Genomic DNA, 15,659 nt, shown 5'->3' on the forward strand with positions numbered 1-15,659 from the left:
CCTGCCGCTTGCCCGCCAGCGCGTCTTCACGCACAAACGCGCCATGAAGATCATCCTCGCACCCCTCGCCGCCGCCTTGCTCGCCGTCCCCGCCCATGCCGCGCTGGCCCCCGCCGAACGCAAGATGGCGGCCGCCGTCGATGCCGATCAGAACCGCGCGATCGCGCTGCTCGAAAAGCTGGTCAACCAGAATTCGGGATCGCTCAACCCGGAGGGCGTGACCAAGGTGGGCGAGATGATGCGCGCCGAACTGGAGCCCCTGGGCTTCGCGGTGCGCTGGGCGCCGATGACCGAGACGAAACGCGCCGGCCATCTGGTCGCGGTCCACAAGGGCAATGGCCGGGGCAAGCGGATGCTGCTGATCGGCCATCTCGACACGGTGTTCGAACCCGCCTCGCCCTTCCAGGCCTTCACCCGCAAGGGCGATATCGGCGAAGGCCCGGGCGCGGGCGACGACAAGGGCGGCATCGTCGTGATGGTGATGGCGCTGCGCGCGATGCATGCCGCCGGCACGCTCAAGGATGCCGATATCGAGGTGGTGCTGACCGGCGACGAGGAGGATGCGGGCGATCCGATCGAGGTGGCGCGCCGCGACCTGATCGAAGCAGGCAAGCGCGCCGACGCCGCGCTCGATTTCGAGGGGCTGAGTATCGAAAACGGCAAGGATATGGGTTCGATCGCCCGGCGCAGCAGCGATAGCTGGACCGTGACGGTGACCGCGAAGAGCGGTCATTCGAGCGGGATCTTCGCACCCGGCGTCGGCGATGGCGCGATCTACGGCCTGTCGAAGATCGTCACCGCCTTCCGCACCGAACTGCCCGAACCCAACCTGACCTTCAATGTCGGCCTGATCGCGGGCGGCAGCGACGTTGCGCTGAACGAGGGCAGGATCGCCGGCACCGTCGCCGGAAAATCCAACATCATCGCCGCGACCGCGATCGCCCGCGGCGACCTGCGCGCACTGTCCAACGAACAGATCGATCGCGTGAAGGGCAAGATGCAGGCGATCGTCGCCCGCCCGCTGGCCGGCGCGACCGCGCAGATCGGCTTCGATCCGGGCGGCTATCCGGCGATGGCGCCGACCGAGGGCAATCGCGCGCTGCTGGCGAAGCTCAACGGCATCAATCGCGATCTCGGGCTGGCTGAGATGCAACCGCTCGATCCGCTGAAGCGGGGCGCCGGGGATATCGGCTTCGTCGCGAACGATGTGCCCGGGCTGGTGGGGCTGGGGCCGTCGGGCGCGGGCAGCCATGCGCCGGGCGAGACCGTCGATCTGTCGAGCTTCCCGCGCCAGGCGAAGCGCGCCGCGATCCTGATGACGCGGCTGAGCCGCGAGACGCGATAAATCGGACACCGGCAGACCATCATGACCCGAACCGCATTGATCATCCGACATATTCCCTATGAGGATATCGCCGGTTTCGGCGATCCCATCGCGGCGGCGGGCTACGCGCTCGACAGCGTCGACGCGACCGATCCCGAATTTGCCGGTATCGACCTCACCGCGCCCGATCTTCTGGTGCTCATGGGCGGGCCGATGGGCGTCTACGAGCGCGCGGCGCATCCCTGGATCGACCACGAGATCGCGCGGCTGCGGCGCCGGCTGGACGCCGACCGGCCGACTTTGGGCATCTGCCTGGGCTCGCAGATCATCGCCGCGACGCTCGGCGCCGCCGTCTATCCGGGGCCGGTGCAGGAAATCGGCTTCCACCCCATCACGCTGACGGATACCGGCGCGAACACGCCGCTCGCCGCGCTGGGCGATACGCCGGTGCTCCACTGGCATGGCGACACGTTCGACCTGCCCGAAGGCACCGAATGGCTCGCGTCCAGCCCGCTCTACCCGCATCAGGCGTTCCGGCGCGGCGATACGCTGCTCGCGCTGCAATTCCATGCGGAGATGGGCCTTGATCCCCGCATCGACCGCTGGATCGACAATGCGGCCGAAAACCTGGCCGGACTGGGCCTGGACGGCGCCGTGCTGCGGGCCGATTATGATCGGCTCGGCCCCGCCTGCGTCGCGGCCGGCCAGGCGATGATCGCACGCTGGCTGGCTATGCTGCCTTAAAGGAGAATTGGCTTGATCGGCCGGGTCTCCGGCCCCACATGGGCGCCATGCTGATCGAGACCGAAACCACGCCGAATCCGGCGACGCTCAAATTCCTGCCCGGCCGCGCCGTGATGGGAACCGGCACGCGCGACTTCGCATCGCCCGAGGAGGCCGAGGCATCGCCGCTCGCGGAAGCGCTGTTCTCGCTCGGCGACGTCGTCGGCGTCTTTTTCGGCAGCGATTTCGTCTCGGTCACAGCAGCGCCCGGCGTGAACTGGAGCGACCTGAAGCCGCAGGTGCTTTCGGTGCTGCTCGACCATTTCTCCGCCGAAATGCCGCTGTTCCGCGCCGCGAGCGCCGCCGGCATCAGCGTTCCGGCCGAGGAGGCGTTCGCCGACGACCCCGCCGATGCCGATATCATCGCGCAGATCCGCGATCTGATCGACACGCGCGTGCGCCCAGCCGTCGCCAATGACGGCGGCGACATCATCTATCGCGGCTTCGACAAGGGCACGGTCTATCTGAAGATGCAGGGCGCCTGCGCCGGCTGCCCGTCGTCGACGGCGACGCTCAAGCACGGCATCGAATCGCTGCTGAAGCATTATGTGCCCGAAGTCACGGGCGTCCAGGCGGTCTGATCCGCCGCAATCCGACATATCTGCCAAGGGGAAAGTCAATCATGGGCCAACCGCTCTCGTCCGACGCGCTCGACACACTGTTTCGCGGCGCACGCACCTATAACGGCTATCTCGACAAGCCGGTGAGCGAAGGCCAGCTTCACGAGATCTGGGAGCTTCTGAAGATGGGGCCGACATCGGCCAACATGCTGCCGGCGCGACTGGTCTGGTGCGTCAGCCAGGACGCCAAGGACAAGCTCGCCGCGCTCTCCAGCGGCACCAACGGTGCGAAGATCCAGAAAGCGCCGGTGACCGTGATCATCGGCATGGACGTGGATTTCCACGAACAGTTGATCGATCTTTTCCCGCACGCGCCCGAAGCGCGCGACTGGTTCCCCGATCCGGCGGCGCGCGAAGTCGCGGCACTGCGCAACAGCTCGCTCCAGGGCGCCTATTTCATCCTGGCGGCGCGTGCACTGGGCCTCGACACCGGGCCGATGTCGGGCTTCGACAATGGCGCGGTCGACAAGGCGTTCTTCGCCGACACGCCCAATGTGAAATCCAATTTCATCTCGACGCTCGGCTATGGCGATCCCGCGACGATCTTCGATCGCCTGCCGCGCCCCGCCTTCGAGCGTTTCAACACGATCGCCTGAGGTTCTTCCGCCGGCATGCGCACGCTCGTGATCGAGACGGCGACCGGCGCCTGTTCGGTCGCGCTGATCGAACATGGCGCCGTCATCGCCCATGCGCATGAGGAGGTCGGCCGGGGTCATGCCGAACGGCTGATCCCGATGATCGCGGCGCTGCCCGACAAGGGCCGCGCCGGCGAGATCCTGGTTGATTGCGGGCCAGGCAGCTTCACCGGCGTCCGGGTGGGCCTCGCCGCCGCCCGCGCGCTCGGCCTCGCCTGGGGCGCAGTGGTGCACGGCTATTCCTCGCTCGCGCTGATCGCGGCCGCCGCGGACTGGAACGACGTGGACAGCCTTGCCGTCGCCATCGACGGCGGGCATGGTCAGCTCTTCGTTCAGCGCTTCGCGAAGGAGCCGATGAAGCCTCTGTCCGACCTCGCCTCGCTCGTTCCCGAAGAGGCCGCGCGCTTCGTGCCCGACGATCGGATCGTCGGCAACGCCGCCGCGACTCTCGTCGCCGCACGCGGATCGGGGCACGCCGCCTCTGTCGGCCTGGAAGCCGCGCGCGTCGTCGTCCTGCCCGTGGAGTTGCGCGCGCTGGCGGCGGTCCCGATCTATGGCCGGGCGCCCGACGCCAAGCCGATGGCATGACCATGGCCGACGCCAGAGGCTATGGCGCGATCCGCGTGGCGAGCGTCGATGCGACCTTCATGGCCCCGGTGATGGAGATCATGCGCGCCGCGTTCGATCCGGCCTATGGCGAGGCATGGACGTCGGGCCAGTGCGCCGGAATTTTGGCGAGCCCGGGCACCTGGCTGATGATCGCCGAGCTTGACGGCCGCCCCGCCGGCTTCGCGCTGACCCGCGTGATCGTCGACGAGGCTGAACTGCTGCTGATCGCGGTCCACCCCGAAGCCCGCCGCCGCGGCATCGGCGTTCGGCTGATCGCGGGGGTCGCCGAGGCCGCCCGCCGCCGTGGCGCCGCGAGCCTGTTCCTGGAGGTTCGATCGAACAATCCGGCGATCGCTCTTTATACAGGGACTGGCTTTTCGAAAGTCGGCGAACGCATCAATTATTATCGCGGCGCGAACGGCGATCTATTCGACGCGCATACTTACAGCCTGCCGCTCTGCCCCTGAAAAGCCCGGTTCTTCATTGTCAGCCGCCGGTGCCGCGTCTAATGAGCGCGCGCGTCGCGACCCCCTTGCGCCGCCAATCCGACCCAGAAGAGAGAGATATGGACGAGCATAATGAGCTTTCGGAGACGTTGATCACTTTGACCGCCGATATCGTCGCTGCGCATGTCAGCAACAACAGCGTCGCGGTTTCCGACCTTCCCCTCCTCATCCAGAATGTTCATGGCGCGCTTTCCGGCCTCGGCACCCCTGAAGCCGAACCCGAAATCAAGCAGGAGCCGGCCGTTTCGGTGCGCTCCTCGATCAAACCCGATTTCATCGTCTGCCTGGAAGACGGCAAGAAGCTGAAGATGCTCAAGCGCCATCTGATGACGCATTATCAGATGACCCCCGAGCAGTATCGCGCCAAGTGGAACCTGCCTGCCGACTATCCGATGGTCGCCCCCAACTATGCCGAGCAGCGCCGCTCGCTCGCCAAGAAGATCGGCCTGGGCACCAAGCGCCGCAAGCGCTGAAAGTCCGTTTGGACAATTTCAGAACGGGCGGCGGCCATCCCTTTCCGCCGCCGCCCTTTTCCACTCCTTCAAAAGCGGCTAGGGTTCCCCATATGGGGACTTCGGGGCGAGAAGAGCGAGAATCATGAGCCGCAAGATCGATGTTGAAGCCCTGTGCCACGAAAATGGCCTCAGGATCACTGAACAGCGCCGGGTGATCGCCCGCGTCATTTCCGAGGCGGAGGATCATCCCGACGTCGAGAAGCTGCACGAGCGCGCGTCCGCGATCGATCCCGGCATCTCGATCGCCACCGTCTATCGCACCGTCCGCCTGTTCGAAGAGGCGGGAATCCTGGAACGCCACGATTTCGGCGACGGCCGTGCCCGCTATGAAGCGGCGCCCGAAGCGCATCACGATCATCTGATCGATGTCGAAACCGGCAAGGTGATCGAATTCGTCGATCCCGAACTGGAGGCGCTGCAGAAGCAGATCGCCGAAAAGCTCGGCTATCGCCTCGTCGACCACCGCATGGAGCTCTATGGCGTCGCTCTCGATCGCAAGAGCTGACGCGCTCGGACCCGTCCGACTTTTCGCGCGGCTGCTGTCGGCCGCGCTGCTGCTGATCTTCTGCCTGCCCGCCCATTATCTGTGGCGGGCCGCACGCCAGGCATCGCCATGGCCGCGCCTGTTCCTGGGTGGCGTCGCGCGGATCTTCGGCGCGGCGGTCGAGATTCGTGGCCTGCCCCTGAAGCGCGACGTCTTCTTCATCGCCAACCATCTGAGCTGGATGGACATATTGGTGATGGCCGGCACCACCGGCACCGCCTTCGTCGCCAAGGACGATGTCGCGCGGACACCTGTCGTCGGCTGGCTTGCCCGGCTCAACAACACCGTCTTCGTCGCACGCACCGATCGCCGGTCGGTCGCGGCGCAGGTCGATGCGGTGCGCGCGGCGGTCGAGGCGCATCAGCCGATCACGATCTTTCCCGAAGGCACCACCGGCGATGGCGGCGGCATCCTGCCCTTCAAGGCGTCGCTGCTCGCGGTGCTTTCGCCGCCGCCGCGCGCGATGCGGGTGCAGCCGGTGCTGATCGATTATGGCCATGCCATGGCGGAGATCGCTTGGGTCGGAGACGAGCCGGGTGGCGAGAATGCGGCGCGCATCCTGAAGCGGCGCGGGCGGTTCGGCGCCCGCCTGACCTTCCTCGAACCCTTCGATCCGGCCGCCTGCGCGGACCGCAAGGCGATCGCCGCGGAGGCCCGCCATCGCATCGCCGAGGCGCTGGCTTCCGCATCCTGAGCCGCCGCTGTATAGGCGCGGCCATGACCGACCCCAAGACCCCCGCGCCCAAGACCTTCCACGTCAAGTCGTTCGGCTGCCAGATGAACGTTTATGACGGTGAACGCATGGGCGAAATGCTCGGCGCGCAGGGGCTGACCGCGGCCGATGCCGACAGCGCCGATCTGGTCGTGCTCAACACCTGCCATATCCGCGAAAAGGCGGCGGAGAAGGTCTATTCGGATATCGGCCGGCTCGCGCGCCGCGAAAACGGCCCACGCCCGATGATCGCCGTCGCCGGCTGCGTGGCCCAGGCCGAAGGCGCGGAAATCCATCGCCGCGCGCCGCAGGTCGATATCGTCGTCGGACCCCAGGCCTATCACCGCCTGCCCGATCTGGTTTCGCGTGCGTCGGCCGGCGGCCATGCGCTCGACACCGACATGCCCGCCGCGTCGAAATTCGATGTGCTGCCCCGCCGCGCCCGCCGCCAGGGGCCCAGCGCCTTCCTGACCGTGCAGGAAGGCTGCGACAAATTCTGCACCTACTGCGTCGTGCCCTATACGCGCGGCGCCGAGATCAGCCGCGCCTGGGACCAGATCGTCGACGAGGCCAAGGCGCTGGCCGATGGCGGCGCGCGCGAGATCACCCTGCTCGGCCAGAACGTCAATGCCTGGTCCGACGAACGGGGACGCGGCCTCCACACGCTGATCGAGACGATCGCGCTGATCCCCGGCATCGCGCGCATCCGCTACACCACCAGCCATCCCAACGACATGAGCGACGGGCTGATCGCCGCGCATCGCGATATCGACGCGCTGATGCCCTTCCTCCACCTGCCCGTGCAATCGGGCAGCGACGCGATCCTGAAGGCGATGAACCGCAGCCATTCGACCGCCAGCTATCTGAAGATCATCGACCGCGTTCGCGCGGTGCGACCCGATATCGCCATTTCCGGCGATTTCATCGTCGGCTTTCCCGGCGAAAGCGACGCCGATTTCGAAGCGACGCTCCAGATCGTCCGCGACGTCGATTATGCGATGGCCTATTCCTTCAAATATTCGCCGCGCCCCGGCACGCCGGCCGCCGACATGGACGATCAGATCGCACCCGGATTGATGGACGAACGCCTGCAGGCGCTCCAGGCACTGCTCAACGAGCAGCAGCATCGCTTCAATCTGGCGAGCGTCGGCCGCACCACCGAGATCCTGATCGAACGCGACGGCAAGCGCCCGGGCCAGAAGCTCGGCAAATCGCCCTGGCTGCAATCGGTGATCGTCGAGAATGGGCCCGAGGCCGGATCCCTTCTGCCGGTGGAGATTGTTTCAGCAGCGCCGAACAGCGTAGTCGGCGTTCCGGTTTCCGACCGTCATGCCAGCGGTGGCTGGCATCCGGCGCAGAATATGGCGCGTGCTGGTTGACAGACCCCAGCCTTCGCTGGGGTGACGGACGATCATCATTGTGCCCTTTGGGCGACAGCCGCCGGAAATTTGCGATGTCCTGCAGGTGGCGATGGACACAATCGCGTCACCGCATCATTGTAATGGCGTCCGTCGCGGGCGCCGCGCCCGCGGACGGCGTTCAAGGAGGCTTATGTCGCGCAAGCCAGTGCAAGCCCAAGTCGGCGATCGCTCGCGTCTCGAGATCGTTTTTGAAAAACCCCAGCTCCTCGGCCGGCTGTTCGGCGAATATGACCAGAATCTGGTCGCCATCGAGAACCGGCTCGGCGTCTATATCGCCGCTCGCGGAAACAAATTGCAGATAGAAGGCGAAGCCGCCGCCGCCGCGCGCGCGCGCGACGTGCTCACCGGTCTCTACAATCGCATCGTCCATGGCGAGGATGTCGATGCCGGCATGGTCGAGGCGGTGATCGCCATGTCGTCCGAGCCGACGCTCGAAGGCATCATCCGCCATGATGTCGCCGAACCGCCCAGCGTGATGATCCGCACGCGCAAGAAGACGATCGTGCCGCGATCGGCGACGCAGATCACCTATATGCAGGCGCTCGCGCGCGACGAGATCATCTTCGCACTGGGCCCGGCGGGCACGGGCAAGACGTATCTCGCGGTGGCGCAGGCGGTGAGCCAGCTCATCACCGGATCGATCGACCGGCTGATCCTGTCGCGTCCCGCCGTCGAGGCGGGCGAGCGGCTGGGCTTCTTGCCGGGCGACATGAAGGAAAAGGTCGATCCCTATCTTCGCCCGCTCTACGACGCGCTTTACGACACGCTGCCCGCCGAGCAGGTGGAACGGCGCATCGCGTCGGGCGAGATCGAGATCGCGCCGATCGCCTTCATGCGCGGCCGTACGCTCGCCAACGCCTTCATCATCCTGGACGAAGCGCAGAACACTACGCCCGCGCAGATGAAGATGTTCCTCACCCGATTCGGCGAAGGCAGCCGCATGGTCGTCTGCGGCGATCCCCGCCAGGTCGACCTGCCCGATCCCGGCAAATCGGGCCTGGCCGACGCGGTCAGCAAATTGTCGGGCATCAAGGGCATTTCGGTCGTCGGCTTCAACGCGGCCGATGTCGTCCGCCATCCGATCGTCGGCAAGATCGTCCAGGCCTATGAAGGGCCGGATTCCTGATGCTTGACGTTGCCGTCCAGACGGAGCCGGAATGGGACGATGGCGCCGACTGGGACATGCTCGCAGAAGCCGCGGTCCGCATCGCGATCGAGCACAGCCCGCATGCCGGCTGGCTGAACCGCGCCTTGTGCGTCGAGGTGACGGTGCGGTTGACCGATGATGACGAGGTGCGCCAGCTCAACGCGCAGTATCGCGGCAAGGACAAGCCGACCAACGTGCTGTCCTTTCCGATGGTCCAGCCCGACCTGCTCGAAACGCTCGCCAATACCGACGATGGCGAGGCGATCCTGGGCGATATCGTGCTCGCGCGCGACGTGTGCGTGCGCGAGGCGGCCGAGCGGGAGATCAGCGTCGCGGATCATGCCACGCACCTGATTGTCCATGGCACCTTCCATTTGCTAGGCTATGACCATCAGGGCGAGGCCGAGGCCGAAGCGATGGAGGCGCTGGAGACACGCGCGCTCGCATCGATCGGGCTGGCCGACCCATATAACAGGGACTGACACGTAAGCGCGATGCCAGACGATTCCGGGAACGGCGACAGTAGTAGCGGCCGATTGTGGAGGGGACTTCGGTCCCTGATCTTCGGAAATGAGAGCGAGCCGACTCTCCGCGACCAGATCGAGGAGGCGATCGAGGAGCATGAGGACGACAATGGCCGCAAGGCCGCTGGCGACCTTTCCCCGATCGAACGCCAGATGTTGCGCAACCTGCTCCATTTCGGCGAGCGCGACGCGGGCGACGTCGCGGTGCCCCGCGCCGACATCGTCGCGATCCCCGAAAGCGCGAGCTTCGCCGAACTGGTCGCGCTCTTCGCCGAGCACGGCCATAGCCGCGTGCCCGTCTATCGCGACAATCTCGACCAGATCATCGGCATGATCCACATCAAGGACGTGTTCGTGATCCTGGCCGAGGGCCGCAAGGCGCCGGGCGACATCACCACGCTGATGCGCCAGCCGCGCTTCGTGCCAGAAACCATGGGCGTGCTCGATCTGCTGGCGGAGATGCGCACGACGCGTACCCATCTGGCGGTGGTGTTCGACGAATATGACGGCACCGAAGGCCTCGTCACCATCGAGGATCTCGTCGAGGAGATCGTCGGCGATATCGAGGACGAGCATGACGACGAGCCCGAGGAAATGCTCGTCGCGCGCGGCGACGGAAGCTGGGACGCCGATGCGCGCGCCGAGCTGGAGGATGTCGCCGAGCGGATCGACGCGCGGCTGGCCGAGGTGGAGGAGGATGTCGACACCATCGGCGGCCTGGCGGTGGTGCTTGCCGGCCATGTGCCGCAGCCCGGCGAAAGCGTGGAGCATGTCAGCGGCTGGACCATCGAGGTGACCGAAGGCGATGAGCGGCGCGTGCTGCGCGTACGCCTGTTGCCGCCGTCGGAACCGATCGCGGTCGACGATATCTGACGCGATCGGAGCGATAGGAAAACGGGGAGTTCGACCATGGGGATCATCCGATATCCGGCCACCGCACTCCTCTTGAGCGCTCTCCTCGCCGCCTGTGGCAGCAAGCCCGCGCTGACCCTGCCGACCGATCCCGACGAGCGCGCAGCCGCCTGCTATGCCGCCAAGCTCACCCGGTTCGGCGCGGGCGACAAGAACGCGTCGCTCACCGTCGCCCAGGTCAATGAAGCCGCACATTTCCTGCTGCTGGGCGCATCGACCAACGGGATCGCCCAGCCGACCAAGGCCAAGGCGCTCGCCGAACGCGGGCAGGCGTTGCAGGCCTCGATCGCCGAACGGAAGAACGCCGCCGACTATGCCGAACCCTGCGCCAAGGCCTATCCGGAGACGTTGCCGACGGCGTTCAAGGCATTGCCGGCCGACAGCGCGGATACCCGCATGATGTGCTTCGCGCTCGCCAATGCGCTCGTCCAGATCTACCAGGCGAGCGACGTGCGCCCGGACGACAAGGGCACCGCCTATGCCCGGCTCAACGAAATGCTCGACACGCGGATCTCCGAAGAGATCCGGGCAAGCGGCGAACCCAATCTCGCCGAACTGGCGGGACGCGCCGTCCGCGGGCTCGCGCTGGGCGCGCAGGCCGGCCCGCCGACCATGGTGATGGACGCCTGCGCGGCCCGTTACCTGAAGCCCTGACCATGTGATGCGAGACGCGCGCGACGCCCCTTGACCCGCTAAGCCGCAGGCATATGGTCCGCACATGAAAAAGCCCATCCTGATCATCGTCGCCCTGCTGCTGCTGGGATTCGCGACGGCATTCTATTTCGTGTCGCGCGGCAAGCCGGCGCTGCTCTCGGTCGATGCGGTGACGGGGGCAAAACCCACCATCTCGTCGCCGCGCCCCGAAAAACTGCCGACCGTCAACATCGCCGATCCCGTCGGCTGGCCCAACGGCGCCAAGCCCGACGCCCCCAAGGGGCTGAACGTCGCGGCGTTCGCGGACAAGCTGGATCATCCGCGCTGGATGTATCTGCTGCCCAATGGCGATGTGCTGGTCGCCGAAACCAATTCGCCGCCGCGTGAGACCGGTGGCATCAAGAACTGGATCATGCGCACGCTGATGGGCCGCGCGGGCGCGGGCGTGCCCTCCGCCAATCGCATCACGCTGCTGCGCGACGGCGATGGCGACGGCAAGGTCGACCAGCGCACCGTCTTCCTCGAAGGGCTCAATTCCCCCTTCGGCATGGCGCTGGTGGGCAACACGCTCTACGTCGCCAATACCGATTCCGTGATGGCCTTCCCCTATGAGACCGGCCAGACGAAGATCACCGCCAAGGGCACCAGGATCGTCGCCATACCGGGCGGCGACGGCCATTGGGCGCGCAACGTGATCGCGAGCCCCGACGGCAAGCTGCTCTACGTCACCGTCGGTTCGGCCAGCAATATCGGCGAGAACGGCATGGACAAGGAAGTGAACCGCGCCGCGGTGCTCGAAGTCGATCCCGCCAAGAAGAGCTTCCGCATCTATGCGACCGGCCTGCGCAATCCCAACGGCCTCGCATATGAACCCAAGACCGGCTGCCTGTGGACCACGGTCAACGAACGCGACATGCTGGGCGGCGATCTGGTGCCCGATTACATGACCTGCGTCGAGTTCGGCGCCGACTATGGCTGGCCCAACAGCTATTGGGGCGGTTACCAGGACAATCGTGTCGAGCCCTACCGGCCCGACCGCCTCGAATATGTGAAGCGCCCCGATTTCGCGCTCGGCCCGCATGTGGCGGCGCTCGGCCTCGCCTTCGCCGACGGCGCCAATCTCGGCCCCGCCTATGCCAACGGCGCGTTCATCGGCCTGCACGGCTCGTGGAACCGCACGCCGGCGTCGGGTTACAAGGTGGTCTGGGTGCCGTTCGGCCCCAACGGCTATCCGCTGCCGGGTGCCAAGCCGCAGGATTTCCTGACGGGCTTCCTGGTGGGTGACGAGGCACGAGGCCGTCCGGTCGGGGTGATCAAGGACCGCACCGGCGCCCTGCTCGTCGCCGACGATGTCGGCAACACGATCTGGCGGGTCAGCGCTCCCGGTGCGGCGCCCGCAGCACCGGCCGGCGCGCCGGCGCACGCCTCCGGCTCCTGACGGGGCCGCGATCGTGACCCGGCCCGACGCGACCGTCGCGATCATCGGCGCGGGCGACCATATCGGCAGCGCGATCGCAAGGCGGTTCGCGGCCGAAGGCTTCATCGTGTTCGCCGGCCGCCGCAACGGCGACCAGTTGAAGCCGCTGGCGGAGGAGATCACCGCCGCCGGCGGCCGCATCGACACACGATCACTCGACGCGCGCGTGCCGGAGGAGGTCACGGCCTTTCTGGAGGACGCCGATGCCCGCGCCCCCTTGGCGCTCGTCATCTTCAACGTCGGCGCCAACGTCAATTTTCCGATCCTCGAGACCACCGACCGGGTGTTTCGCAAGGTCTGGGAAATGGCGTGCTTCGCGGGCTTCGTCGCCGGGCGCGAGGCGGCGCGCATCATGCTGCCGCGCGGGCAAGGCAAGATCTTCTTCACCGGCGCCACCGCCGGGCTGCGCGGCGGCAAGGGCTATGCCGCCTTCGCGTCCGCCAAGTTCGGGCTGCGCGCGGTCGCCCAGTCGATGGCGCGCGAATTGTGGCCCGCCGGGCTGCATATCGCGCATTTGATCATCGATGCCGGCGTCGATACCCAATGGGTCCGCCAGATGATCGAGCAGCGCGAAGGCAGGGACGCGATCGAGACCATGCATCCCGACCGGCTGATGCCGCCCGCCGCGATCGCCGACGCCTATTGGCAGCTCTTTTGCCAGCCCCGCAGCGCCTGGACCTTCGAGCAGGAGATCCGGCCTTACGGGGAGACCTGGTAGGAACGGCACGGGCGACAGGGGCCCAACAAGGGGAAAGACATGAAAGCCTATCTGATCGGCGCGCTCGCCGCGATATCGCTGGCCGGCGCCGCATCGGCGCAAAGCGCTCAGCCGAAGATCACCTATATCCATGCCGGCGCGGTGCTCGATCGGCCCGGCGAGAAGCCCCGGGGCCAGACCACCATCGTCGTACGCGACGGCAAGATCGCGGAGTTGCGCAATGGGTTCGAGGCGCCGCCGGCCGGCGCGGCGCTCGTCGACCTGCGCGATCGCTTCGTGCTGCCCGGGCTGATCGACATGCATGTCCATTTCTATTCGACCGGCGAACCGCTCAAGTCCCGCCTGGAGATGCCGAGCCGCGACCTGGAGGATCAGTTCGCGACCGCCGCGGTCAATGCGCGACGCACGCTCGACGCCGGTTTCACCACGGTGCGCGACCTGGGCGGCGAACCGCGCGGCATCCGCGCGCTGCGCGACGCGATCGCGCGCGGCGACCTGGAAGGGCCGACGATCGTCAATGCCGGCGGCATGGTCTCGGTCACCGCTGGGCACGGCGACGCCAACGGCCTGAAGCGCGAATTCGCGGCGGCCGAACGCGCCAATGATCCGGCGCTCTGCAATGGGCCCGACGATTGCCGGCGCGCGGTGCGCGAACAGATCTTCACCGGCGCGCTGACGATCAAGTTCGCGGCCTCGGGCGGCGTCGGCAGCAATATCGCCGGCGGGCTCGGCAAGCAGATGACCGACGAGGAGATGAAGGCGATCGTCGACACCGCCCATGCATTCGGCCGCAAGGTGACCGCGCATGCGCATGGCAAGGACGGGATCGACGCGGCGCTCCGAGCGGGCGTCGATTCGATCGAGCATGGCTCCTTCATCGACGAAGAGACGGTGCGCCTGTTCAAGCAGACCGGCGCGGCGCTTGTCCCGACGATGCTCGCCTTCCAGTCGGTCCTCGAACAGTCTCGCAGCGGCGAGCGGCCGGCGGCATCGGCCGCCAAGGCCGAGGAGGTCGCGCGCGTCGTCAAGGAAAGCCATCGCCGCGCGGTCAATGGCGGTGTCCGCATCGTCTTCGGCACCGATTCCGGGGTTGGCCGCCACGGCATCAACGGCCGCGAATTCGCGCTGATGACCGAAGTCGGCATGACGCCCGCCGCGACCTTGCGCGCCGCGACGATCGACGCCGCCGTGCTGCTCGGGCGCAGCGACAGCATTGGATCGATCGCGCCGGGCAAGGATGCCGATATCGTGGCGGTTCCAGGAAATCCGCTCGACGATGTCCGCGCGATGGAGCGGGTGGAATTCGTGATGCGCCAGGGCATCATCCACAAGGCAGGCGGCAAACGCACCGTCTTTCCCGCCGATTGACGCTTCTGCCGACAAGGGCTCTCGACTCCGGCGGAATCCGCTCTAGACTTGATCGGGTTCGCGTTCCGGAATGCGTCTGGATCTCCCCTGTCCAAGGGGATGTCCGAACGGGCAGATGATCCCATCTGCCTCGACATCCCTCCAGGCCAGGATGCCGATGACGAGAACGATCCTGCTTTCGCTGCTCGCCGCCGGCGCCGCGCCGATCGGCATCTATGCCGTGGCGCAACGCCAGGCGCCCGCGCTCGCGCCCGCCGAGATCACCCAGGCCGCGCCCGCATCGGACTGGCGCGACATTCCGGAGAGCGACCTGCTGCTGATGGATGTGGCCGGCGGCGGACGCGTCGTCATCCAGCTCGCGCCCGATTTCGCGCCCGTCCATGTCGACAATATCCGCAAGCTCGCCGCGCAGCGCTGGTGGGACGGCACGTCGATCAACCGCGTGCAGGACAATTATGTCGTGCAATGGGGCGATCCGACCGAACGCAAGGCGCTGCCCGCCGATGTGACGGCGAAACCGCCGGAGGAATATCTGCGCGCCGAAACGGGGCTGGAGCCCGAATGGATTCCATGGCCCGATCCCTATGCCAGGCGCACCGGCTTCGCGGGCGGCTGGCCGGTGGGCGGCGACGGGCGCGGCAAGATCTGGCTGGCGCATTGCTACGCGATGGTCGGCGTCGGCCGAAACATGGCGCCCGACACCGGATCCGGCGCGGAACTCTATGCCGTGATCGGCCAGGCACCCCGTCATCTCGATCGCAACATCGCACTGGTCGGCCGCGTGATCGAAGGTATGGAATATCTGTCCTCGCGCCCGCGCGGCACCGCCCAGCTCGGCTTCTACGACGATCCGCGCCAGCGCATCCCGATCGACAGCATCAGGCCGATGGCGGAGGTCGATCCGGGCGCGCGATCGACGCACCAATATCTGACGGGCAAGAGCTTCGCCGCCTTTCGCGAAGCGCGCGCCAATCGGCGCGATCCCTTCTTCAACGTGCCGGCGGGTGGCGCGGACGTGTGCAACATCCCGGTACCGATCCGGCGCAAGCCATAGACGTTCCTGTTTGCCGGGATTTCCGAGCCGACAGATGATTCCATCCGCATCGAACTTCAAAAAAACAGCCGCCCCGGCACAAGCCGGAGCGGCCGAGGCGGAAGGCTTGAGGCCGGGCGGGAACATGCCCGGCCTC

At 66.8% G+C, this 15,659-nt stretch carries 18 protein-coding genes; all 18 read left to right on the forward strand.

Annotated elements, in window-relative coordinates:
• Positions 1-43 precede the first annotated feature (43 nt).
• The 18 genes from K7G82_RS17370 to K7G82_RS17455 all read left to right on the forward strand — a co-directional run bounded on the left by K7G82_RS17370 (position 44) and on the right by K7G82_RS17455 (position 15,523).
• Positions 44-1,345 carry a M20/M25/M40 family metallo-hydrolase gene (locus K7G82_RS17370; protein WP_222991172.1) on the forward strand — a complete coding sequence of 434 codons (1,302 nt, stop codon included), beginning with the start codon at positions 44-46 and terminating at the stop codon, positions 1,343-1,345.
• A gap of 21 nt (positions 1,346-1,366) precedes the next feature.
• On the forward strand, positions 1,367-2,068 hold the full coding sequence (locus K7G82_RS17375) for a glutamine amidotransferase (protein WP_222991173.1): 702 nt from the start codon (positions 1,367-1,369) through the stop codon (positions 2,066-2,068).
• Between the two features lie 47 nt (positions 2,069-2,115).
• A complete protein-coding gene (locus K7G82_RS17380; protein WP_222991174.1) occupies positions 2,116-2,688 on the forward strand; it encodes a NifU family protein in 573 nt (190 codons plus the stop codon).
• 41 nt (positions 2,689-2,729) lie between these two features.
• On the forward strand, positions 2,730-3,323 hold the full coding sequence (locus tag K7G82_RS17385; protein WP_222991175.1) for a malonic semialdehyde reductase: 594 nt from the start codon (positions 2,730-2,732) through the stop codon (positions 3,321-3,323).
• Between the two features lie 15 nt (positions 3,324-3,338).
• A complete protein-coding gene (gene tsaB / locus K7G82_RS17390; RefSeq protein ID WP_222991176.1) occupies positions 3,339-3,950 on the forward strand; it encodes a tRNA (adenosine(37)-N6)-threonylcarbamoyltransferase complex dimerization subunit type 1 TsaB in 612 nt (203 codons plus the stop codon).
• Positions 3,951-3,952: 2 nt separating this feature from the next.
• Positions 3,953-4,438 (forward strand): ribosomal protein S18-alanine N-acetyltransferase, encoded by a 486-nt coding sequence (rimI, locus tag K7G82_RS17395; protein ID WP_246623644.1) that lies wholly within the window; start codon positions 3,953-3,955, stop codon positions 4,436-4,438.
• Positions 4,439-4,536: 98 nt separating this feature from the next.
• Complete coding sequence (locus tag K7G82_RS17400; RefSeq protein WP_222991177.1) at positions 4,537-4,950, forward strand: Ros/MucR family transcriptional regulator; 414 nt, start codon at positions 4,537-4,539, stop codon at positions 4,948-4,950.
• A 124-nt stretch (positions 4,951-5,074) separates the two neighbouring features.
• The gene (locus K7G82_RS17405) at positions 5,075-5,497 is read left to right on the forward strand and encodes a Fur family transcriptional regulator (protein ID WP_222991178.1); all 423 of its coding nucleotides are present in this window, start codon (positions 5,075-5,077) and stop codon (positions 5,495-5,497) included.
• Positions 5,469-6,230 (forward strand): lysophospholipid acyltransferase family protein, encoded by a 762-nt coding sequence (locus K7G82_RS17410; protein ID WP_222991179.1) that lies wholly within the window; start codon positions 5,469-5,471, stop codon positions 6,228-6,230. Before K7G82_RS17405 ends, K7G82_RS17410 begins: the two co-directional genes overlap by 29 nt.
• 23 nt (positions 6,231-6,253) lie before the next feature.
• Positions 6,254-7,627 carry a tRNA (N6-isopentenyl adenosine(37)-C2)-methylthiotransferase MiaB gene (miaB, locus tag K7G82_RS17415; protein WP_222991180.1) on the forward strand — a complete coding sequence of 458 codons (1,374 nt, stop codon included), beginning with the start codon at positions 6,254-6,256 and terminating at the stop codon, positions 7,625-7,627.
• Between the two features lie 172 nt (positions 7,628-7,799).
• Positions 7,800-8,795 (forward strand): PhoH family protein, encoded by a 996-nt coding sequence (locus tag K7G82_RS17420; protein ID WP_222991181.1) that lies wholly within the window; start codon positions 7,800-7,802, stop codon positions 8,793-8,795.
• On the forward strand, positions 8,795-9,298 hold the full coding sequence (gene ybeY / locus K7G82_RS17425) for an rRNA maturation RNase YbeY (RefSeq protein WP_222991182.1): 504 nt from the start codon (positions 8,795-8,797) through the stop codon (positions 9,296-9,298). Before K7G82_RS17420 ends, ybeY begins: the two co-directional genes overlap by 1 nt.
• Before the next feature lie 12 nt (positions 9,299-9,310).
• Positions 9,311-10,213: a hemolysin family protein gene (locus K7G82_RS17430; RefSeq protein ID WP_222991183.1), complete on the forward strand. Its 903-nt coding sequence runs from the start codon at positions 9,311-9,313 to the stop codon at positions 10,211-10,213.
• A 36-nt stretch (positions 10,214-10,249) separates the two neighbouring features.
• Positions 10,250-10,906 (forward strand): hypothetical protein, encoded by a 657-nt coding sequence (locus K7G82_RS17435; protein WP_222991184.1) that lies wholly within the window; start codon positions 10,250-10,252, stop codon positions 10,904-10,906.
• 64 nt (positions 10,907-10,970) lie between these two features.
• Complete coding sequence (locus K7G82_RS17440) at positions 10,971-12,344, forward strand: PQQ-dependent sugar dehydrogenase (RefSeq protein ID WP_222991185.1); 1,374 nt, start codon at positions 10,971-10,973, stop codon at positions 12,342-12,344.
• 13 nt (positions 12,345-12,357) lie between these two features.
• Complete coding sequence (locus K7G82_RS17445) at positions 12,358-13,101, forward strand: SDR family NAD(P)-dependent oxidoreductase (protein ID WP_343228598.1); 744 nt, start codon at positions 12,358-12,360, stop codon at positions 13,099-13,101.
• Positions 13,102-13,140: 39 nt separating this feature from the next.
• Entirely contained in the window at positions 13,141-14,469 is a 1,329-nt protein-coding gene (locus K7G82_RS17450) for a metal-dependent hydrolase family protein (protein WP_222991187.1), read from the forward strand.
• Between the two features lie 157 nt (positions 14,470-14,626).
• Positions 14,627-15,523, forward strand: coding sequence for a peptidylprolyl isomerase (locus K7G82_RS17455; RefSeq protein WP_222991188.1), 897 nt, complete (start codon positions 14,627-14,629; stop codon positions 15,521-15,523).
• Positions 15,524-15,659 lie beyond the last annotated feature (136 nt).

It is taken from the genome of Sphingomonas colocasiae (genome assembly GCF_019880585.1).
Classification (GTDB): Bacteria; Pseudomonadota; Alphaproteobacteria; order Sphingomonadales; family Sphingomonadaceae; genus Sphingobium_A; species Sphingobium_A colocasiae.